This is a genomic window from Pseudomonas sp. P4_C3 (assembly GCF_056402075.1).
On the sequence record NZ_JBFUIC010000078.1, the window covers coordinates 1 to 21,316 of the forward strand.

A 21,316-nucleotide genomic window follows, 5' to 3' on the forward strand; every position below is an offset into this window, starting at 1 on the left:
GTCTGCCACCTGCCAGGCGGCGGCGCGCGCCAACTGGTTGGATTTACCTTCAACGAAGTTCTCGAAGGTAAAGGTGCGATTCAGGTAACTGGTGTGCTTGAGCGCACCTTCGACCTGCACGGTACGTTGCTCGGCGCGAACCGGGGCCTGTTGCGAACTGGCGCCGGCCATGGGGTCGAAGCTGTCACGAGAAGGTTCTTGCTCGGTGACCTCATCCACTTTTCGCGTCGTACGTTTGGTCGATGCGGCGGCAGGTGCTGGCGGTGGACTGGCAGGCGCTTGAGCAGCCTGGGCCTGGGAAGCGGCGGCAGCCAGGGGAGCATTGGGCGCGGCACGGGGTGCCGAACTGCGTTTGCTGCCTATTAACAAGGAAAGCGCAGGCGCCATGCCATTGCCGTGCTCATCGAGCAATTCGAGAACACGCCCCAGGTACTTTTCGTTGACCCAGTCCAGAACAAAACGATTGGGTGCATAGACACGCAACTCGTCGCCTTCGGCTTCGACCTGTAGTGGACGGATCCAAGTGTTGAATTGTTGGGCAGGCAGCTCATCGCGCAAAAGCTCCACGCACTGCTGCCAAAGTTCCACTGACACGGATATCCCCTAAGTTGAAAGCCGGTGAGGCAAAAACAAGCGGCCATTGTAGCGACCAGACGCCGACTTATCCACACGAAGGTGGTTCATCGACCAAGAAGAATCGCCGTTTTATACGCAAAAAAGACGACCAGTGGTCTGTGCATAAGCTCTGTGGATAACCGGGGTTAAGGTCATTGCACAAGTGGGGGCGGAACTCGGTGGATAACCGGCCTGTGGATAAACCGAGCTTCCACACACAGGTTATCCGACAGCGCAGCACAGGCTGAACACTGTTTTCCACTGTAGTTGTCATTCTCTGTACATCAGGTAACACAAGGGCTGAATCGACTTATCCACAGATGGGTGCGGGCCTAGCTTTTATAAGCTTTACAGAAAAGCTTTAAATACTTTCCTTTCTTATTTTTATATTTGCCAACGGTTCGTTCAGCGCAAAACGCCCGGAGATCTATTTATAAGGAAACGCTGGTTGGAAATTGACCTGAAGGCTTGCTTTCTCTAGAATCCCCGGTCTCTTAAAACGGGGGCCATTCCGGCCCGTTGTGGACGAACCAGGTAACACGACAATGAAACGTACTTTCCAACCAAGCACTATCAAACGCGCTCGTACCCACGGTTTCCGTGCTCGCATGGCTACCAAGAACGGTCGTGCCGTCCTGTCGCGTCGTCGCGCCAAAGGTCGTGCGCGTCTGGCAGTTTGATAATCCGGCACTGGAGGTGAGTCAGGACTTCAGTCGGGAAAAGCGTCTGCTTACCCCCCGGCAATTCAAGGCAGTCTTTGACTCCCCTACCGGCAAGGTTCCGGGGAAAAATCTCCTGCTCCTTGCGCGCAACAACGATCTCGATCACCCCCGTCTCGGGTTGGTTATCGGGAAAAAGAGCGTAAAGCTCTCCGTCGAGCGCAATCGCCTCAAACGTCTGATGCGCGAATCGTTTCGCCTGAACCAGGACTCTCTGGTCGGTTGGGACATCGTTATCGTCGCGCGCAAAGGTTTGGGTGATGTAGAAAACCCCGAATTGATTCAGCATTTCGGCAAACTCTGGAAACGTCTGGCTCGCAGTTCGCCGGTACCAGCAGTCAAAACCGAAACTGTAGGGGTAGACAGTCCAGATGCGTAAACTGGCACTCGTTCCGATCCAGTTTTATCGCTATGCCATTAGTCCCCTGATGGCCAGTCACTGTCGTTTCTACCCCAGTTGTTCCTGCTACGCGTTAGAAGCCATCGAAAATCATGGCCTTCTTCGCGGTGGCTGGCTGACCTTTCGTCGTTTAGGTCGCTGTCATCCGTGGAATCCCGGTGGTTATGACCCGGTTCCACCTATCCCTACCTCCCGTTCTTCTTCGATGGCCGAGTAATCATGGATATCAAACGCACGATCCTGATCGTCGCCCTGGCAATCGTGTCCTACGTTATGGTTCTTAAATGGAACCAGGACTATGGCCAGGCTGCCCTGCCGACTCAGAATGTTGCCACCAATACGACTGCATCGGGCCTGCCGGATACGGCATCTGGCTCCAACGCTTCCGCCAGTGACGACATTCCACGTGCTGCAAGCGACACCAGTGCACCTGCTGAAACGCCGGTGGCTGTGAGCAAGGACCTCATCCAGATCAAAACGGATGTACTGGACCTGGCTGTCGACCCACAAGGTGGCGATGTTGCCCAACTGACCCTGCCGCTGTATCCGCGTCGTCAGGATCACCCGGAAATTCCGTTCCAGCTGTTCGATAACGGCGGCGAACGTACTTATCTGGCGCAAAGCGGTCTGATCGGCAGCAATGGTCCGGATGCCAATCCGGCCGGTCGTCCGGTTTATTCCTCGGAGAAGAAGGTTTATCAACTGGCTGACGGTCAGGACCAATTGGTCGTAGACCTGAAGTTCAGCAAGGACGGCGTCAACTACATCAAGCGTTTCACCCTGAAACGCGGCCTGTACGACGTAACCGTTTCCTACCTGATCGACAACCAGAGCGCTCAGCCCTGGTCCGGTGCGATGTTCGCGCAATTGAAGCGTGACGCCAGCGCCGATCCATCTTCCACAACCGCCACCGGCACCGCGACTTACCTGGGCGCTGCCCTGTGGACAAGTTCCGAGCCGTACAAGAAAGTGTCCATGAAGGACATGGACAAGGCGCCGCTGAAAGAAACCATCACTGGCGGTTGGGTTGCCTGGTTGCAGCACTACTTCGTGACCGCATGGATTCCGGCCAAGGGCGAAAACAACGTCGTCCAGACCCGTAAAGACAGCAAAGGCAACTACATCATCGGCTACACCGGCCCATCGATGAGTGTTGCGCCGGGTGCCAAGGCCGAGACCAGTGCTGTTCTGTACGCCGGTCCGAAAAGCCAGGCCGTGCTGAAAGAGTTGTCCCCAGGTCTGGAACTGACGGTCGACTACGGCATTCTGTGGTTCATCGCCCAACCGATCTTCTGGTTGCTGCAACACATCCACGCCATTGTGGGTAACTGGGGCTGGTCGATCATCTTCCTGACCATGCTGATCAAAGGGATTTTCTTCCCGCTGTCGGCTGCCAGCTACAAATCCATGGCGCGCATGCGTGCAGTGGCACCGAAACTGGCCGCGCTGAAAGAGCAACATGGCGATGACCGGCAGAAAATGTCGCAATCCATGATGGAGCTGTACAAGAAAGAGAAGATCAATCCGCTGGGTGGTTGCTTGCCAATCCTCGTGCAGATGCCGGTTTTCCTCTCGCTGTACTGGGTTCTGCTGGAAAGCGTCGAAATGCGCCAGGCGCCGTTCATGCTGTGGATCACTGACCTGTCGATCAAGGATCCGTTCTTCATTCTGCCGATCATCATGGGTGCAACCATGTTCATCCAGCAGCAGTTGAACCCGACTCCACCGGATCCGATGCAGGCCAAGGTGATGAAACTGATGCCAATCATCTTCACCTTCTTCTTCCTGTGGTTCCCGGCGGGTCTGGTGCTGTACTGGGTAGTGAACAACTGCCTGTCGATCGCCCAACAGTGGTACATCACGCGTAAGATCGAAGCGGCTACCAAAGCAGCTGCCTGATTTACACTGTGGATAACCACTCAAAACGCCCCCTAGTGGGGCGTTTTGCTATCTGTCACTTTTGTCTGGATACCGGTTTATGAGCGTTCCTCGTGAAACCATCGCCGCCGTCGCCACCGCTCAAGGTCGTGGCGGTGTAGGCATCGTGCGTATTTCCGGGCCGTTGGCCAGCGTTGCGGCCAAGGCTTTCAGCGGTCGCGAGCTCAAGCCGCGATTTGCCCACTATGGTCCGTTTCTCGGTGAAAACGACGAGGTGCTGGACCAGGGCATCACGCTGTATTTTCCAGGGCCAAACTCGTTCACCGGCGAAGATGTGCTGGAGCTGCAAGGTCATGGTGGCCCGATCGTTCTGGATATGTTGCTCAAGCGTTGCCTGGAACTGGGTTGCCGTCTCGCCCGACCGGGGGAGTTCAGTGAGCGCGCCTTCCTCAACGACAAACTGGACCTCGCCCAGGCCGAAGCCATTGCCGACCTGATTGAAGCCAGTTCTGCCCAGGCTGCGCGAAACGCATTGCGCTCCCTGCAGGGTGCCTTCTCGTCACGTGTGCATAACCTCACCGAGCAATTGATCGGCCTGCGCATCTATGTCGAAGCGGCCATCGATTTCCCGGAAGAGGAAATCGACTTCCTCGCCGATGGCCACGTCCTGAGCATGCTCGACAAAGTGCGCGACGAGTTATCTACCGTCATGCGCGAAGCCGGGCAGGGTGCCTTGCTGCGTGACGGCATGACCGTGGTGATTGCCGGTCGTCCGAATGCCGGTAAATCCAGCCTGCTCAATGCACTGGCCGGGCGTGAAGCGGCGATCGTGACCGAAATTGCTGGCACCACCCGTGATGTGCTTCGTGAACATATCCACATCGATGGCATGCCGCTGCACGTGGTGGATACCGCCGGTCTGCGCGATACCGATGATCATGTGGAAAAAATCGGCGTAGAGCGTGCCTTGAAAGCCATTGGCGAAGCGGATCGGGTACTGCTGGTAGTCGATGCCACGGCACCTGAAGCCCTCGATCCGTTCGCACTCTGGCCGGAGTTTCTCGAAATCCGTCCCGATCCCGCGAAAGTCACCCTGATCCGCAACAAGGCCGACCTTACGGCTGAACCCATTGCCATGGAGGTCAGCGACGACGGCCATGTCACCATCAGCCTGAGCGCCAAGTCTGGTGGTGTCGGGCTAGAGCTGCTGCGTGATCACCTCAAGGCCTGCATGGGCTATGAACAAACGTCCGAAAGCAGCTTCAGTGCTCGCCGGCGACACCTTGAGGCGCTACGTCATGCCAGTACTGCCCTCGAGCATGGCCGTGCCCAATTGACCCTGGCCGGCGCTGGCGAGTTGTTGGCCGAGGATTTGCGCCAGGCTCAGCAGTCGCTGGGTGAAATCACCGGTGCTTTCAGCTCTGACGATCTGCTGGGGCGAATTTTCTCCAGCTTCTGTATCGGTAAGTAGCCCTCCTGTTATTCACAGACAGGCCATTCGTGCCTGTCTGCTCCCTCCTTTTCTGAAAAAAACCTCCAGTGCCGAGCGGACTTCGTCTGCTTGAGCGCAATTCCTGTACCCGAATTTCGAGCGAACGGCACTTTTCTGTGGATTAAGCCCTGTGAATAACCGCAGCTAAGGTCAGTTGATAACAGGGCTCTAAAACTGAACATAACCGTCTCTGTGGATAACCACCCATTTCATCCACAGGCTTACACCGGTTATCCAAGGGCCTCATTGGCACATGAACACAGGGTTTTGAATCTCTGTACACATTGAAAACAAAGGGCTTCATAGATCTATCCACAGATAGTTGCCTGCATAGAAATAAACATAAAAACAAAGATTTAATAAATTTCTTTCTTTTTAATTTCTATAACTCCGAGTTTTCCACAGCTGGTTAAATTTTGTGCAAAGGGTTCTTTAGGAAGGGCGAAGTCCCTATACTTGTCGACCAGGTCCAAAAACCTGAGCTCAAACTATTCCTGAATTACCTACTTAAGCAGGCACGAGGTGCGTGGTGGATTTCCCTTCCCGTTTTGAAGTGATCGTCATCGGCGGCGGTCATGCCGGTACCGAGGCAGCACTGGCCTCAGCACGTATGGGGGTTAAAACCCTGTTGCTGACGCACAACGTGGAAACCCTCGGTGCCATGAGTTGCAATCCGGCCATTGGCGGGATCGGCAAAAGCCACCTGGTCAAGGAAATCGACGCCCTCGGCGGCGCGATGGCCATGGCTACCGATAAAGGCGGTATCCAGTTTCGCGTGTTGAACAGCCGCAAAGGCCCGGCCGTGCGAGCAACCCGCGCACAGGCAGACCGGGTTCTGTACAAGGCAGCTGTCCGCGAAATCCTGGAGAACCAGCCGAACCTGTGGATATTTCAACAGGCCGCTGACGATCTGATCGTCGAGCAGGAACAAGTCCGTGGTGTTGTCACCCAGATGGGCCTGCGTTTCCTCGCCGATTCCGTGGTGTTGACCACCGGTACGTTCCTCGGTGGACTTATCCACATCGGTTTGCAGAATTTTTCCGGCGGTCGCGCCGGTGATCCGCCATCGATCGCGCTGGCTCACCGTCTGCGTGAACTGCCATTGCGTGTGGGTCGTTTGAAAACCGGTACTCCGCCGCGTATCGACGGCCGGTCTGTGGATTTCTCGGTGATGTCCGAGCAACCGGGTGATACGCCGATCCCGGTGATGTCGTTCATGGGGTCCAAAGAGCAGCATCCGAAGCAAGTCAGCTGCTGGATTACCCACACCAACGCCCGTACCCACGAAATCATTGCCGCGAACCTCGACCGTTCGCCGATGTATTCCGCTGCCGGTGAGATCGAAGGCATCGGCCCGCGTTATTGCCCGTCGATCGAAGACAAGATCCATCGCTTCGCCGACAAGGAAAGCCATCAGGTGTTCATCGAACCGGAAGGTTTGACCACCCATGAGCTGTATCCGAACGGGATATCCACATCCTTGCCGTTCGACGTGCAATTGCAGATCGTGCAATCGATCCGCGGCATGGAAAACGCGCACATCGTGCGTCCTGGCTACGCGATCGAGTACGACTACTTCGATCCGCGTGACCTGAAATACAGCCTGGAAACCAAAGTCATCGGCGGCCTGTTCTTCGCCGGGCAGATCAACGGCACCACCGGTTACGAAGAAGCCGGTGCCCAGGGTTTGCTCGCCGGGACCAACGCAGCGCTGCGCGCACAAGGCAAAGAGGCCTGGTGCCCGCGCCGCGACGAGGCCTATATCGGCGTGTTGGTTGACGACCTGATTACCCTCGGTACCCAAGAGCCGTACCGGATGTTCACGTCCCGTGCCGAATACCGTCTGATTCTGCGCGAAGACAACGCCGACCTGCGTTTGACCGAAAAAGGTCGCGAACTGGGCCTGGTGGATGACGTGCGCTGGGCGGCTTTCTGCAAAAAACGCGAAAGCATCGAACTGGAAGAGCAGCGCCTGAAAAGCACCTGGGTACGCCCGGGCACCGAACAAGGCGATGCCATTGCCGAAAAGTTCGGCACGCCACTGACTCACGAATACAACCTGCTCAATCTCTTKAGCCGTCCGGAAATCGACTACGCTGGTCTGATCGCCGTGACCGGTGGGGGCGCAGAAGATCCACAGGTTGCCGAGCAGGTCGAAATCAAGACCAAGTACGCCGGCTACATCGATCGTCAACAGGATGAAATCGCCCGCCTGCGCGCCAGCGAAGACACCAAATTGCCTGTGGATATCGATTACACAAATATTTCCGGTCTCTCCAAAGAGATCCAGAGCAAGCTCGGCGCGACCCGTCCAGAAACCTTGGGCCAGGCCTCGCGTATCCCGGGCGTTACGCCGGCAGCCATTTCGCTGTTGATGATTCATTTGAAAAAACGCGGCGCGGGCCGTCAGTTGGAGCAAAGCGCTTGAGTTCGTTGGTCACTTCGCAACACGCAGAAGAGTTATCCACAGGTGCCCGCCAGCTTGGCGTCACGCTGACAGAAACCCAGCACGCACAACTGCTGGGTTACCTGGCCCTGTTGATCAAATGGAACAAGGCTTACAACCTCACCGCCGTGCGTGATCCGGACGAAATGGTTTCCCGTCACTTGCTCGATAGCCTGAGTGTGATGTCGTTCATCGAAAACGGTCGTTGGCTCGACGTCGGCAGTGGCGGCGGCATGCCTGGCATTCCGCTGGCGATCCTGTTTCCCGAGTCCCAGGTGACCTGCCTGGACAGCAACGGCAAGAAAACCCGCTTCCTGACCCAGGTAAAACTCGAACTCAAACTAGATAACCTGCAAGTTATCCACAGTCGCGTTGAAGCCTTCCAGCCTGCCCAGCCGTTCAACGGGATCATTTCCCGGGCGTTCAGCAGCATGGAGAACTTCAGCAACTGGACTCGCCACCTCGGCGATAGCGAAACACGCTGGCTGGCAATGAAGGGCGTTCATCCGGCCGATGAGCTGGTAGCATTGCCGGCAGACTTCCACCTCGATAGCGAACACGCCCTGGCCGTACCTGGTTGCCAAGGCCAACGCCATCTGCTGATACTGCGCCGCACGGCATGATTGGGAACACAAGCAAGAATGGCTAAGGTATTCGCGATTGCGAACCAAAAGGGTGGCGTGGGCAAAACCACCACCTGCATCAACCTCGCAGCATCCCTGGTCGCGACCAAGCGCCGGGTGCTGTTGATCGACCTTGATCCACAGGGCAACGCCACCATGGGTAGCGGTGTGGATAAACATGGCCTGGAAAACTCGGTCTACGACCTGCTGATCGGTGAGTGCGACCTGGCCCAGGCCATGCACTTTTCCGAACACGGTGGTTACCAGTTGTTGCCAGCCAACCGCGACCTCACCGCGGCCGAAGTAGTGCTGCTGGAAATGCAGATGAAGGAAAGCCGTCTGCGCAGCGCGCTGGCGCCGATCCGGGAAAACTACGATTACATCCTGATCGACTGCCCACCGTCGCTGTCGATGCTGACCCTGAACGCACTGGTTGCCGCCGACGGGGTAATTATCCCCATGCAGTGCGAGTACTTCGCACTCGAAGGCTTGAGCGACCTTGTGGATAACATCAAGCGTATCGCTGAACTGCTGAACCCGAACCTGAAGGTCGAAGGCCTGCTGCGGACGATGTACGACCCGCGCCTGAGCCTGATGAACGATGTCTCGGCGCAGCTCAAGGAACACTTCGGCGAACAGCTCTACGACACCGTCATTCCGCGCAACATCCGTCTGGCCGAAGCGCCAAGCTACGGCATGCCGGCGCTGGCGTACGACAAAGCATCGCGAGGCGCCGTTGCCTATCTGGCATTGGCGGGCGAAATGGTTCGTCGTCAACGCAAAAACTCACGCATCGCCGCTGCTCAGGCAACTTAAGGAATCCCCATGGCCGTCAAGAAACGAGGTCTCGGACGTGGACTGGATGCTCTGTTGAGTGGTCCGACTGTCAGCTCGCTGGAAGAACAAGCGGCGCAAGCCGATCAGCGTGAGCTGCAGCACCTTCCCCTGGATCTGCTCCAGCGCGGCAAATACCAGCCGCGTCGTGACATGGATCCGCAGGCGCTCGAAGAGCTGGCGCAGTCGATCAAGGCCCAGGGCGTCATGCAGCCCATCGTGGTTCGCCCGATCGGCAGCGGCCGTTTTGAAATCATTGCCGGCGAACGCCGCTGGCGCGCCAGCCAGCAAGCCGGGAAGGAAACCATCCCGGCGATGGTTCGCGATGTACCCGATGAAACCGCTATTGCCATCGCGCTGATCGAGAACATCCAGCGCGAAGACCTGAACCCGATCGAAGAAGCGGTGGCTCTGCAGCGGTTGCAGCAGGAGTTCCAGCTGACCCAGCAACAGGTCGCCGAGGCAGTGGGCAAGTCCCGGGTGACCGTGGCTAACCTGTTGCGCCTGATTTCCTTGCCGGAAGTCATCAAGACCATGTTGTCCCACGGCGACCTGGAAATGGGTCACGCCCGTGCTTTGCTCGGTTTGCCGGAAATTCAACAGGTTGAAGGGGCGCGACATGTTGTCGCACGCGGGCTGACCGTGCGCCAAACCGAGGCACTGGTTCGCCAGTGGTTGAGTGGTAAACCGGAGCCTGTTGAAGCGGCAAAACCGGACCCGGATATCGCCCGTCTTGAACAGCGCCTGGCCGAGCGCCTAGGCTCTGCGGTGCAGATCCGCCACGGTAAGAAGGGTAAAGGGCAGTTGGTGATTGGCTACAACTCACTGGATGAGCTTCAAGGCGTACTTGCGCATATCCGCTGAAACATTTCCTCATGTAGCGCGCAGTCGGAAATCACTACCTGACAGTTGAATAGGGGCAGAACCGCCCCTATACTCTGCGCGCATTTTGTCGGCACAAATTATGCCAAGTTATTGAATTTCGGCAGCCGACCATTGGGGAGTAAAAGTGATGGAAACCCGCACGCCAAACCGCCTGCCCTTCCATCGCCTGGCAGTTTTTCCGGTGTTAATGGCTCAATTTGTCGTGTTGCTGATCGCCGCTTTGGCGCTCTGGTACCGATATGGAGTCGTTGCCGGGTACTCGGGACTCTGCGGAGGCCTGATAGCCTTGCTACCGAATGTTTATTTCGCTCACAGGGCATTTCGGTTTTCCGGCGCCCGAGCAGCCCAGTCCATCGTCCGGTCTTTTTATGCCGGCGAGGCAGGCAAACTGATTTTGACGGCAGTGCTGTTTGCACTGGTGTTTGCAGGTGTGAAGCCACTGGCGCCGATTGCAGTATTCGGTGCCTTCGTGCTGACTCAGTCGGTCAGCTGGTTCGCTCCCCTGCTGATGAGAACAAGACTTTCGAGACCTTAGGGCGTTTGAGGCAACCATGGCAGAAACAACCGCTTCGGGCTATATCCAGCACCACTTGCAGAACCTGACCTTCGGTCAGCTACCCAACGGCGGCTGGGGCTTTGCCCACACCGCAGCAGAAGCCAAGGAAATGGGCTTCTGGGCTTTCCACGTCGATACCCTCGGCTGGTCGGTCGCATTGGGTCTGATCTTCGTTCTTCTTTTCCGCATGGCGGCAAAGAAGGCGACTACCGGTGTTCCTGGTGCTTTGCAGAACTTCGTTGAAGTATTGGTCGAATTCGTCGATGGCAGCGTGAAAGACAGCTTCCATGGCCGTAGCCCTGTGGTTGCACCACTGGCACTGACCATCTTCGTCTGGGTGTTCATGATGAACGCCGTCGACCTGGTACCGGTCGACTGGATTCCTCAGCTGGCCATCCTGATCTCCGGCGACCACCACATCCCGTTCCGTGCCGTGTCGACCACCGACCCGAACGCTACTCTGGCCATGGCCTTCTCGGTGTTCGCGCTGATCATTTTCTACAGCATCAAGATCAAGGGCCTCGGCGGCTTCATCGGCGAGCTGACCCTGCACCCGTTCGGCAGCAAGAACATCTTCCTTCAGGCGCTGCTGATCCCGGTGAACTTCCTGCTGGAATTCGTGACCCTGATCGCCAAGCCGATCTCCCTGGCTCTGCGTCTGTTCGGCAACATGTATGCCGGCGAGCTGGTCTTCATTCTGATTGCTGTGATGTTCGGCAGCGGTCTGCTCTGGCTTAGTGGCCTGGGCGTTGTTCTGCAGTGGGCGTGGGCTGTGTTCCACATCCTGATCATCACCCTGCAGGCGTTCATCTTCATGATGCTGACCATCGTCTACCTGTCGATGGCACACGAAGAAAACCATTAAGACCAGTCTCGACTAGTCTGATGTCCCTCCCCGTTAAACGGGAGGGGGCTCTTAACGGGGCCTCTGAAACGATTTGTTTTACCGCTTTAAATTAAAAAAACCTAAACCATACGACGTAAAAGTCGGGAGGAAAGATGGAAACTGTAGTTGGTCTAACCGCTATCGCTGTTGCACTGTTGATCGGCCTGGGCGCACTGGGTACCGCAATTGGTTTCGGCCTGCTGGGCGGCAAGTTCCTGGAAGGCGCAGCGCGTCAGCCAGAAATGGTTCCAATGCTGCAAGTTAAAATGTTCATCGTTGCCGGTCTGCTCGACGCCGTAACCATGATCGGTGTTGGTATCGCTCTGTTCTTCACCTTTGCGAACCCGTTCGTTGGTCAAATCGCTGGCTGATTACTCGGATCTTCCGGGTAATTTGGTGTGATGGACAACGTAACTGCGAGGTGTTGGCGTGAACATTAATGCGACCCTGATTGGCCAGTCCGTTGCGTTCCTGATTTTTGTACTGTTCTGCATGAAGTTCGTATGGCCTCCGGTCATTGCGGCTCTGCACGAACGTCAAAAGAAGATCGCTGATGGTCTGGACGCTGCCAGCCGAGCAGCTCGCGACCTGGAGTTGGCCCAAGAGAAAGCGGGTCAGCAACTGCGCGAAGCGAAAGCTCAGGCAGCTGAAATCATCGAGCAAGCCAAGAAACGCGGTAATCAGATTGTCGAAGAGGCTGTTGAAAAAGCCCGTGTCGACGCTGACCGTGTGAAGGTTCAGGCTCAGGCCGAGATCGAACAGGAACTGAACAGTGTCAAAGACGTGCTGCGTGCCCAAGTGGGCTTGCTGGCAGTCGAAGGCGCCGAGAAGATCCTGGGTGCCACAATCGATCAAAACGCGCACGCAAAGCTGGTTAACCAACTGGCTGCTGAAATCTAAGCGAGGGCGATCATGGCAGAACTGACCACGTTGGCCCGACCTTACGCTAAGGCGGCCTTCGAGCACGCTCAGGCCCACCAGCAACTGGCCAATTGGTCAGCCATGCTCGGCCTGGCTGCAGCGGTGTCGCAAGACGACACTCTGCAGCGCGTGCTCAAGGCCCCGCGACTGACGAGCGCAGAAAAGGCCACCACGTTCATTGACGTGTGTGGCGACAAGTTTGATGCCAAGGCACAGAACTTCATCAATGTCGTTGCCGAAAACGACCGTCTCCTGCTATTGCCGGAGATTGCCGCTCTTTTCGACCTGTACAAGGCCGAGCAAGAGAAGTCGGTAGACGTTGAAGTGACCAGTGCTTTTGCATTGAACCAAGAACAGCAAGACAAACTCGCCAAGGTTCTCAGTGCACGACTCAACCGGGAAGTGCGCCTGCAAGTTGCGGAGGACGCTGCCCTTATTGGTGGTGTCGTCATCCGCGCCGGCGACCTGGTTATCGATGGCTCGATTCGCGGCAAAATCGCGAAACTGGCCGAAGCATTGAAATCTTGAGTTTGAAGGGGCAGCAGAGCAATGCAGCAACTCAATCCTTCCGAAATAAGTGAAATTATCAAGGGCCGCATCGACAAGCTCGATGTGACCTCCCAAGCCCGTAACGAAGGCACTGTCGTCAGCGTATCTGACGGTATCGTGCGGATTCACGGTCTGGCCGACGTAATGTACGGCGAGATGATCGAGTTTCCGGGCGGCGTCTTCGGCATGGCCCTCAACCTGGAGCAAGACTCCGTAGGTGCCGTTGTACTGGGCGCATACCAGTCTCTGGCTGAAGGCATGAGCGCCAAGTGCACTGGCCGCATCCTCGAAGTTCCGGTTGGTAAGGAACTGCTGGGTCGCGTAGTCGACGCACTGGGTAACCCTGTTGACGGCAAAGGTCCACTGGGCAACACCGAGACCGACGCGGTCGAGAAAGTTGCTCCAGGCGTGATCTGGCGTAAGTCGGTAGACCAGCCTGTACAGACTGGCTACAAGGCTGTCGATGCCATGATCCCGGTCGGCCGTGGCCAGCGTGAGCTGATCATCGGTGACCGTCAGATCGGTAAAACCGCTCTGGCGATCGACGCGATCATCAACCAGAAGAACAGCGGCATTTTCTGCGTCTACGTAGCGATCGGTCAGAAACAATCGACCATCGCCAACGTGGTTCGCAAGCTGGAAGAAAACGGCGCCCTGGCCAACACGATCATCGTGGCTGCCAGTGCTTCGGAATCTCCTGCGCTGCAATTCCTGGCACCGTACTCCGGTTGCACCATGGGTGAATTCTTCCGCGACCGCGGTGAAGACGCGCTGATCGTTTATGACGATCTGTCCAAGCAAGCAGTGGCTTACCGCCAGATTTCCCTGCTGCTGCGCCGTCCACCAGGCCGTGAAGCTTACCCAGGCGACGTGTTCTATCTCCACTCCCGTCTGCTGGAGCGCGCATCCCGCGTTTCGGAAGAATACGTAGAGAAGTTCACCAACGGCGCAGTGACCGGCAAAACCGGTTCCCTGACCGCACTGCCGATCATCGAAACCCAGGCTGGCGACGTTTCCGCGTTCGTTCCGACCAACGTGATTTCCATCACCGACGGTCAGATCTTCCTGGAATCGGCCATGTTCAACTCGGGCATCCGCCCTGCAGTGAACGCCGGTGTTTCGGTATCCCGTGTGGGTGGTGCCGCTCAGACCAAGATCATCAAGAAGCTGTCCGGTGGTATCCGTACCGCTCTGGCTCAGTACCGTGAACTGGCGGCATTCGCCCAGTTCGCTTCTGACCTGGACGAAGCGACCCGTAAGCAACTTGAGCATGGTCAGCGCGTTACCGAGCTGATGAAGCAGAAGCAATACGCACCAATGTCGATCGCTGACATGGCGCTGTCGCTGTATGCCGCTGAGCGTGGGTTCCTGACTGACGTTGAAATCGCCAAGATCGGCAGCTTCGAACAAGCGCTGATTGCTTTCTTCAACCGCGATCACGCCGATTTGATGGCGAAGATCAACGTGAAGGGTGACTTCAATGACGAAATCGACGCTGGCATGAAAGCCGGTATCGAGAAGTTCAAGGCCACCCAAACCTGGTAAGCCGCAGCGGGAGCCGCAAGGCTCCCGCTTGCTAACCTGATAGGTGTTACATGGCAGGCGCAAAAGAGATTCGCAGTAAGATTGCGAGCATCAAAAGCACGCAAAAGATTACCAGCGCCATGGAAAAAGTGGCGGTCAGTAAAATGCGCAAGGCACAAATGCGCATGGCTGCTAGCCGTCCTTACGCGGAGCGCATCCGCCAGGTTATTGGTCATCTGGCCAACGCCAACCCGGAATATCGCCACCCGTTCATGATCGACCGTGAAGTAAAGCGAGTTGGTTATGTCGTAGTGAGCAGTGACCGTGGTTTGTGTGGTGGCTTGAACACCAACCTGTTCAAGGCTCTGGTCAAGGACATGGCGGTAAACCGCGAAAACGGCGTCGAGATCGATCTGTGTGTCGTTGGTAGCAAGGGTGCGGCTTTCTTCCGCAACTTCGGCGGTAACGTCGTAGCAGCTATCAGCCACCTGGGTGAAGAGCCGTCGATCAATGATCTGATTGGCAGCGTCAAGGTGATGCTGGATGCCTACCTGGACGGCCGTATTGACCGCCTGTCCGTGGTGTCCAACAAGTTCATCAACACCATGACGCAACAGCCTACCGTGGAGCAGTTGATTCCACTGGTGGCAACCCCGGATCAAGACCTCAAGCACCACTGGGACTATCTCTACGAACCGGATGCCAAAGAGCTGCTTGACGGCTTGATGGTCCGTTACGYCGAGTCGCAGGTCTACCAGGCGGTGGTCGAGAACAACGCGGCTGAACAGGCTGCGCGGATGATCRCGATGAAGAACGCTACCGACAACGCCGGTGATTTGATCAGCGATTTGCAGCTGGTCTACAACAAGGCGCGTCAGGCTGCGATCACCCAAGAGATCTCGGAAATCGTCGGCGGCGCTGCCGCGGTTTAACGGTTCAAATATTCAGAGGATCCAGCTATGAGTAGCGGACGTATCGTTCAAATCATCGGCGCCGTTATCGACGTGGAATTTCCACGCGACAGCGTACCGAGCATCTACAACGCGCTGAAAGTAATGAGCGCGGCTGAAACCACTCTGGAAGTTCAGCAACAGCTGGGCGACGGCGTGGTTCGCACCATTGCGATGGGTTCCACCGAGGGCTTGAAGCGCGGTCTGGAAGTTACCGATTCTGGCGCAGCCATCTCCGTACCGGTCGGTAAAGCGACTCTGGGCCGGATCATGGACGTCCTCGGTAACCCGATCGACGAAGCTGGTCCGATCGACACCGAAGAGCGTTGGGGCATTCACCGTCCAGCACCTTCGTTCGCTGAACAAGCAGGCGGTAACGACCTGCTGGAAACCGGCATCAAGGTTATCGACCTGGTTTGCCCGTTCGCCAAAGGCGGTAAAGTCGGTCTGTTCGGTGGTGCCGGTGTAGGCAAAACCGTAAACATGATGGAACTGATCCGTAACATCGCCATCGAGCACAGCGGTTATTCCGTGTTCGCCGGTGTGGGTGAGCGTACTCGTGAGGGTAACGACTTCTACCACGAGATGAAGGACTCCAACGTTCTGGACAAAGTGGCACTGGTTTACGGTCAGATGAACGAGCCGCCGGGTAACCGTCTGCGCGTAGCACTGACCGGCCTGACCATGGCCGAGAAGTTCCGTGACGAAGGTAACGACGTTCTGCTGTTCGTCGACAACATCTATCGTTACACCCTGGCCGGTACTGAAGTATCCGCACTGCTGGGCCGTATGCCTTCGGCTGTAGGTTACCAGCCGACCCTGGCTGAAGAGATGGGCGTTCTGCAAGAACGTATCACTTCGACCAAGGAAGGTTCGATCACTTCGATCCAGGCGGTATACGTACCTGCGGATGACTTGACCGACCCGTCGCCAGCGACCACCTTCGCCCACTTGGACGCTACCGTCGTTCTGTCCCGTGACATCGCTTCCCTGGGTATCTACCCGGCGGTCGATCCACTCGACTCGACTTCGCGCCAGCTGGACCCGAACGTAATCGGCCAGGACCACTACGACACCGCTCGCGGCGTTCAGTACGTTCTGCAGCGTTACAAAGAACTGAAGGACATCATTGCGATCCTGGGTATGGACGAGCTGTCGGAAGCCGACAAGCAGTTGGTAAACCGTGCTCGTAAGATCCAGCGCTTCTTGTCGCAGCCGTTCTTCGTGGCTGAAGTCTTCACCGGTGCATCGGGTAAATACGTTTCCCTGAAAGACACCATTGCTGGCTTCAAAGGCATCCTCAACGGTGACTACGACCACCTGCCAGAACAAGCGTTCTACATGGTTGGCGGCATCGAAGAAGCGATCGAAAAAGCCAAGAAACTGTAATCCCGGCGCCCGGAAACGGGCGCTAATTTAGGTTGAGGCAATCAGATGGCTATGACAGTCCATTGCGATATCGTCAGCGCGGAAGGAGAAATCTTTTCCGGTCTGGTCGAGATGGTGATTGCGCACGGTGCACTGGGTGATCTTGGTATCGCCCTGGGTCACGCGCCGCTGATCACTAATCTGAAGCCAGGTCCGATCCGCCTGGTCAAGCAGGGCGGGGAAGAGGAGGTGTATTACATCTCCGGTGGTTTCCTCGAGGTTCAGCCGAACATGGTCAAGGTTCTTGCCGATACCGTGCAACGTGCTGCCGACCTGGATGAAGCCTCCGCTCAGGAAGCCGTCAAGGCTGCCGAGAAGGCCTTGCATGAACGAGGCGCGGAATTCGATTACGGTTCTGCTGCCGCACGTCTGGCCGAGGCTGCAGCTCAGCTGCGCACCGTCCAGCAGATCCGCAAGAAGTTCGGCCATTAAGGCAGCGCTTGTTGTGTGATTGATTAAAAAGGGTAGCCTCGGCTACCCTTTTTTCTTTTCCGATTTTTACAACCCGGTCGCAGCCGCTGACCACCCAGGATTGGTAGCCAGTCATGTCTCTTGAAATCGTTATTCTCGCTGCAGGCCAAGGCACGCGCATGCGTTCCGCTTTGCCGAAAGTTTTGCACCCGATTGCCGGCAACTCCATGCTCGGTCATGTTATCCACAGCGCTCGGCAACTTGATCCACAGCGCATCCACGTCGTAATCGGTCATGGTGCCGACGCCGTGCGCGAACGCCTGGCGGCGGATGACCTCAACTTCGTCCTGCAGGATAAACAGTTGGGTACCGGTCACGCCGTTGCTCAAGCAGTGCCATTCATTCAGTCCGACACCGTGCTGGTGCTCTACGGTGATGTGCCGTTGATCGAGGTCGAAACCCTGCAGCGCCTGCTCAAGCAAGTGGGTCCAGAGCAATTGGGCCTGCTGACCGTCGAACTGGATGACCCGACCGGTTACGGCCGAATCGTTCGTGATAGCGCTGGCAAGGTTGCCGCCATTGTCGAGCAGAAAGATGCCGATGAAGCCCAACGCCAGATCACCGAAGGCAATACCGGCATTCTGGCGCTGCCTTTTGCCCGTCTTGGCGACTGGATGAGCCGTCTCTCCAATAACAACGCCCAGGGCGAGTACTACCTGACCGACATCATTGCCATGGCAGTGAGCGATGGTCTGGTGGTGGCCACCGAGCAACCGCACGACGCCATGGAAGTGCAGGGCGCCAACGACCGCAAGCAGCTTTCCGAACTGGAACGGCATTATCAATTGCGCGCCGGTCGTCGTTTGATGGCTCAAGGTGTGACGCTGCGCGACCCGGCTCGTTTCGACGTGCGTGGAGACGTGACCGTAGGCCGCGATGTGTTGATCGACATCAACGTGATCCTCGAAGGCAAGGTCGTCATTGAGGATGACGTGGTGATCGGTCCGAACTGCGTGATCAAGGACAGCACCCTGCGCAAAGGCGTGATCATCAAGGCCAACAGCCATATCGAAGGTGCCATTCTGGGTGAAGGCAGCGATGCCGGCCCGTTCGCGCGTCTGCGTCCAGGTACCGTGCTGGAAGCCCGGGCGCATGTGGGTAACTTCGTCGAGTTGAAAAACGCGCACTTGGGAGAAGGCGCCAAGGCCGGTCACCTGGCTTATCTGGGTGATGCTGAAGTGGGCGCGCGCACCAACATCGGTGCTGGCACCATCACTTGCAACTATGACGGCGCCAACAAGTGGAAAACCGTGTTGGGTGAAGATGTGTTCATTGGTTCCAACAACTCGTTGGTAGCACCTGTGGATATCCTGGATGGTGCGACCACGGCGGCCGGTTCGACTATTACCTCGGCTGTGGATAAATCCCAGTTGGCCATCGGGCGTGCTCGTCAGAAGAACATCGACGGCTGGAAGCGGCCGGAGAAGATCAACAAGAGCTGAGTTATCCACAACTCCCTTGTAGGAGCGAGCTTGCTCCGGGCGGCGTTCCGACGATGAATACGCGTGCGACGCATTTTTTCAGAAAGAACGCGTCATCGTTAACGCCCATCGCGAGCAAGCTCGCTCCTACAAGTTATCCACAGATCTTTTTGTCGCAACATGCTTGACGAAGTTTCGCTGATAGGTTTTGATTGCTTCTGCTATCTTTCGAAACGAAACTTATCAGCTCATGTCGAAGCGCAACACACCTCAACGTCGTCACAACATCCTCGCCTTGCTCAATGAGCAGGGCGAAGTCAGTGTGGATGAGTTGGCCAAGCGCTTCGAAACGTCGGAAGTTACGATTCGCAAGGATCTGGCAGCACTTGAAAGCAATGGCCTGTTGCTGCGTCGTTACGGCGGGGCGATCACCATGCCTCAGGAGCTGGTCGCGGACCTTGGTCAGCCGGTTTCCATATACAAGCAAGCCATCGCTCGTGCCGCCGTCGCGCGGATTCGCGAGCATGCGCGCATCATTATCGACAGTGGCAGTACCACCGCCTCCATGATCCCGGAACTCGGACAGCAACCCGGTCTGGTGGTGATGACCAACTCGTTGCATGTCGCCAATGCCCTGAGCGAACTTGAGCACGAACCGGTGCTGTTGATGACCGGTGGCACCTGGGACCCGCATTCCGAGTCCTTTCAGGGGCAGGTTGCCGAGCAGGTACTACGCTCCTACGACTTCGACCAGCTGTTCATCGGGGCCGATGGCATCGATCTGGTTCGCGGTACAACCACCTTCAACGAACTGCTCGGGCTGAGCCGGGTCATGGCCGAAGTCGCCCGCGAAGTGGTCGTGATGGTGGAGGCCGACAAGATCGGCCGCAAGATTCCCAACCTGGAGCTGCCCTGGAGCAGCGTCCATACCCTTATTACGGATGAACGCCTGCCGCTTGAGGCTCGCGATCAGATTCAGGCCCGCGGCATCAATTTGATTTGCGCGGCTATCAGTCAGGAGAAATAGCATGTGTGGAATTGTCGGCGCAGTCGCAGAACGTAACATCACCGCCATCCTCGTCGAAGGCCTGAAACGCCTCGAATACCGTGGGTATGACAGCGCTGGCGTGGCGGTCTACACCAACGATGAAAAACTCGAGCGCCTGCGTCGCCCGGGCAAAGTCAGTGAGCTGGAGCAGGCATTGGCCACCGAGCCGCTGGTCGGTCGTCTGGGTATCGCCCACACGCGCTGGGCCACCCACGGTGCACCGTGCGAGCGCAATGCCCACCCGCATTTCTCCGGTGACCTGGCGGTGGTGCACAACGGCATCATCGAAAACCACGAAGCCCTGCGTGAACAACTCAAAGCCTTGGGCTATGTGTTCACCTCGGACACCGACACTGAAGTCATCTCCCACCTGCTGAACCACAAGCTCAAGGATCTGCGTGATCTGACCGTGGCCCTCAAGGCGACCGTCAAAGAGTTGCACGGTGCTTACGGCCTGGCAGTGATCAGCGCGCAGCAACCGGATCGCCTGGTCGCAGCCCGCAGCGGCAGCCCGTTGGTGATCGGCCTTGGCCTGGGGGAAAACTTCCTGGCGTCCGACCAGTTGGCCCTGCGTCAGGTCACTGACCGTTTCATGTACCTGGAAGAAGGCGATATCGCCGAAATCCGCCGCGACAGCGTGCAGATCTGGGACGTTGACGGCCAGGCTGTCGAGCGCGAAACCGTGCAATATCGTGACGGCGCCGAAGCCGCTGAAAAGGGCGAGTTCCGCCACTTCATGCTCAAGGAAATCCACGAGCAACCGTCTGTGGTCCAGCGCACGCTGGAAGGTCGCCTGAGCCAGAACCAGGTACTGGTACAGGCATTCGGCCCACAGGCGGCCGAGCTGTTCGCCAAAGTGCGTAACGTACAGATCGTCGCGTGTGGCACCAGCTACCACGCCGGCATGGTCGCGCGTTACTGGCTCGAAGAGCTGGCCGGCATTCCTTGCCAGGTCGAAGTCGCCAGCGAATTCCGCTACCGCAAGGTGGTGGTGCAGCCGGACACCTTGTTCGTGACCATTTCCCAGTCCGGTGAAACCGCCGACACCCTGGCCGCACTGCGCAATGCCAAGGAACTGGGTTACCTCGCTAGCCTGGCGATCTGCAACGTCGGCATCAGCTCGCTGGTGCGTGAGTCCGATCTGACCCTGTTGACCCAGGCCGGTCGCGAAATCGGTGTGGCTTCGACCAAAGCCTTCACCACGCAATTGGTTGGCCTGTTGTTGCTGACGCTTTCCCTGGGCCAGGTTCGTGGCACCTTGGCCAAAGGCGTCGAAGCGACACTGGTCGAAGAACTGCGTCGTTTGCCAACCCGTCTGAGCGAAGCGCTGGCCATGGACAGCACCGTGGAAAAAATCTCCGAGCTGTTCGCCGAGAAACACCACACGCTGTTCCTCGGCCGCGGTGCGCAGTTCCCGGTAGCGATGGAAGGGGCACTCAAGCTCAAGGAAATCTCCTACATCCACGCTGAAGCCTATCCGGCCGGCGAGTTGAAACACGGCCCGTTGGCGCTTGTGGATAACGACATGCCAGTGGTGACCGTGGCGCCGAACAACGAACTGCTGGAGAAGTTGAAGTCCAACCTCCAGGAAGTCCGCGCCCGCGGTGGCCAGTTGATCGTCTTCGCTGACGAGAAGGCCGGCATGACCAACGGTGAAGGCACCCACGTGG

Annotated in this window: 22 protein-coding genes; 21 read left to right on the forward strand and 1 reads right to left on the reverse strand. The window is 57.2% G+C overall.

Going from position 1 to position 21,316, the window contains the following annotated elements:
- Positions 1–594, reverse strand: a 594-nt coding sequence (locus tag AC1DVH_RS14830) for a DnaA N-terminal domain-containing protein (protein WP_477754444.1), incomplete at its 3' end; no start/stop codon positions are given.
- Between the two features lie 566 nt (positions 595–1,160).
- Between AC1DVH_RS14830 and rpmH the strand changes: the two genes are divergently transcribed.
- The 21 genes from rpmH to glmS all read left to right on the forward strand — a co-directional run.
- Complete coding sequence (gene rpmH / locus AC1DVH_RS14835; RefSeq protein WP_003213577.1) at positions 1,161–1,295, forward strand: 50S ribosomal protein L34; 135 nt, start codon at positions 1,161–1,163, stop codon at positions 1,293–1,295.
- Positions 1,296–1,311: 16 nt separating this feature from the next.
- Positions 1,312–1,713 (forward strand): ribonuclease P protein component, encoded by a 402-nt coding sequence (gene rnpA / locus AC1DVH_RS14840; protein ID WP_056727027.1) that lies wholly within the window; start codon positions 1,312–1,314, stop codon positions 1,711–1,713.
- Positions 1,706–1,951: a membrane protein insertion efficiency factor YidD gene (gene yidD, locus AC1DVH_RS14845; protein WP_010207715.1), complete on the forward strand. Its 246-nt coding sequence runs from the start codon at positions 1,706–1,708 to the stop codon at positions 1,949–1,951. The genes rnpA and yidD overlap by 8 nt, the downstream gene beginning before the upstream one ends.
- A gap of 2 nt (positions 1,952–1,953) precedes the next feature.
- Positions 1,954–3,633 (forward strand): membrane protein insertase YidC, encoded by a 1,680-nt coding sequence (gene yidC / locus AC1DVH_RS14850; protein WP_477754445.1) that lies wholly within the window; start codon positions 1,954–1,956, stop codon positions 3,631–3,633.
- Positions 3,634–3,712: 79 nt separating this feature from the next.
- Entirely contained in the window at positions 3,713–5,083 is a 1,371-nt protein-coding gene (gene mnmE, locus AC1DVH_RS14855) for a tRNA uridine-5-carboxymethylaminomethyl(34) synthesis GTPase MnmE (RefSeq protein WP_477754446.1), read from the forward strand.
- A 550-nt stretch (positions 5,084–5,633) separates the two neighbouring features.
- Positions 5,634–7,532, forward strand: coding sequence for a tRNA uridine-5-carboxymethylaminomethyl(34) synthesis enzyme MnmG (gene mnmG, locus AC1DVH_RS14860; protein ID WP_477754447.1), 1,899 nt, complete (start codon positions 5,634–5,636; stop codon positions 7,530–7,532).
- Positions 7,529–8,173 carry a 16S rRNA (guanine(527)-N(7))-methyltransferase RsmG gene (rsmG, locus tag AC1DVH_RS14865; protein ID WP_007969895.1) on the forward strand — a complete coding sequence of 215 codons (645 nt, stop codon included), beginning with the start codon at positions 7,529–7,531 and terminating at the stop codon, positions 8,171–8,173. Before mnmG ends, rsmG begins: the two co-directional genes overlap by 4 nt.
- Positions 8,174–8,191: 18 nt before the next feature.
- Positions 8,192–8,989: a ParA family protein gene (locus AC1DVH_RS14870; protein ID WP_007969897.1), complete on the forward strand. Its 798-nt coding sequence runs from the start codon at positions 8,192–8,194 to the stop codon at positions 8,987–8,989.
- Between the two features lie 9 nt (positions 8,990–8,998).
- Positions 8,999–9,871: a ParB/RepB/Spo0J family partition protein gene (locus AC1DVH_RS14875; protein ID WP_108218795.1), complete on the forward strand. Its 873-nt coding sequence runs from the start codon at positions 8,999–9,001 to the stop codon at positions 9,869–9,871.
- Positions 9,872–10,019: 148 nt separating this feature from the next.
- Positions 10,020–10,427, forward strand: a complete 408-nt coding sequence (locus AC1DVH_RS14880) for a F0F1 ATP synthase subunit I (protein WP_008045685.1) — start codon at positions 10,020–10,022, stop codon at positions 10,425–10,427.
- A gap of 16 nt (positions 10,428–10,443) precedes the next feature.
- On the forward strand, positions 10,444–11,313 hold the full coding sequence (gene atpB, locus AC1DVH_RS14885; RefSeq protein WP_477754448.1) for a F0F1 ATP synthase subunit A: 870 nt from the start codon (positions 10,444–10,446) through the stop codon (positions 11,311–11,313).
- 134 nt (positions 11,314–11,447) lie between these two features.
- A complete protein-coding gene (gene atpE / locus AC1DVH_RS14890) occupies positions 11,448–11,705 on the forward strand; it encodes a F0F1 ATP synthase subunit C (RefSeq protein WP_003097235.1) in 258 nt (85 codons plus the stop codon).
- Between the two features lie 58 nt (positions 11,706–11,763).
- Positions 11,764–12,234 (forward strand): F0F1 ATP synthase subunit B, encoded by a 471-nt coding sequence (locus AC1DVH_RS14895; RefSeq protein WP_116262423.1) that lies wholly within the window; start codon positions 11,764–11,766, stop codon positions 12,232–12,234.
- Positions 12,235–12,246: 12 nt separating this feature from the next.
- Positions 12,247–12,783, forward strand: a complete 537-nt coding sequence (locus AC1DVH_RS14900) for a F0F1 ATP synthase subunit delta (protein WP_108218799.1) — start codon at positions 12,247–12,249, stop codon at positions 12,781–12,783.
- A gap of 21 nt (positions 12,784–12,804) precedes the next feature.
- Entirely contained in the window at positions 12,805–14,349 is a 1,545-nt protein-coding gene (atpA, locus tag AC1DVH_RS14905; protein WP_030132553.1) for a F0F1 ATP synthase subunit alpha, read from the forward strand.
- A gap of 50 nt (positions 14,350–14,399) precedes the next feature.
- Entirely contained in the window at positions 14,400–15,260 is an 861-nt protein-coding gene (gene atpG, locus AC1DVH_RS14910) for a F0F1 ATP synthase subunit gamma (protein ID WP_477754449.1), read from the forward strand.
- 27 nt (positions 15,261–15,287) lie between these two features.
- Positions 15,288–16,667 carry a F0F1 ATP synthase subunit beta gene (atpD, locus tag AC1DVH_RS14915; RefSeq protein ID WP_034152182.1) on the forward strand — a complete coding sequence of 460 codons (1,380 nt, stop codon included), beginning with the start codon at positions 15,288–15,290 and terminating at the stop codon, positions 16,665–16,667.
- Between the two features lie 45 nt (positions 16,668–16,712).
- A complete protein-coding gene (locus tag AC1DVH_RS14920) occupies positions 16,713–17,138 on the forward strand; it encodes a F0F1 ATP synthase subunit epsilon (RefSeq protein WP_007969909.1) in 426 nt (141 codons plus the stop codon).
- 113 nt (positions 17,139–17,251) lie between these two features.
- A complete protein-coding gene (glmU, locus tag AC1DVH_RS14925; protein WP_477754450.1) occupies positions 17,252–18,619 on the forward strand; it encodes a bifunctional UDP-N-acetylglucosamine diphosphorylase/glucosamine-1-phosphate N-acetyltransferase GlmU in 1,368 nt (455 codons plus the stop codon).
- 229 nt (positions 18,620–18,848) lie between these two features.
- Positions 18,849–19,625, forward strand: coding sequence for a DeoR family transcriptional regulator (locus AC1DVH_RS14930; RefSeq protein WP_007985041.1), 777 nt, complete (start codon positions 18,849–18,851; stop codon positions 19,623–19,625).
- 1 nt (position 19,626) lies between these two features.
- The coding region (gene glmS / locus AC1DVH_RS14935) for a glutamine--fructose-6-phosphate transaminase (isomerizing) (protein WP_477754451.1) at positions 19,627–21,316 on the forward strand (1,690 nt) is incomplete at its 3' end.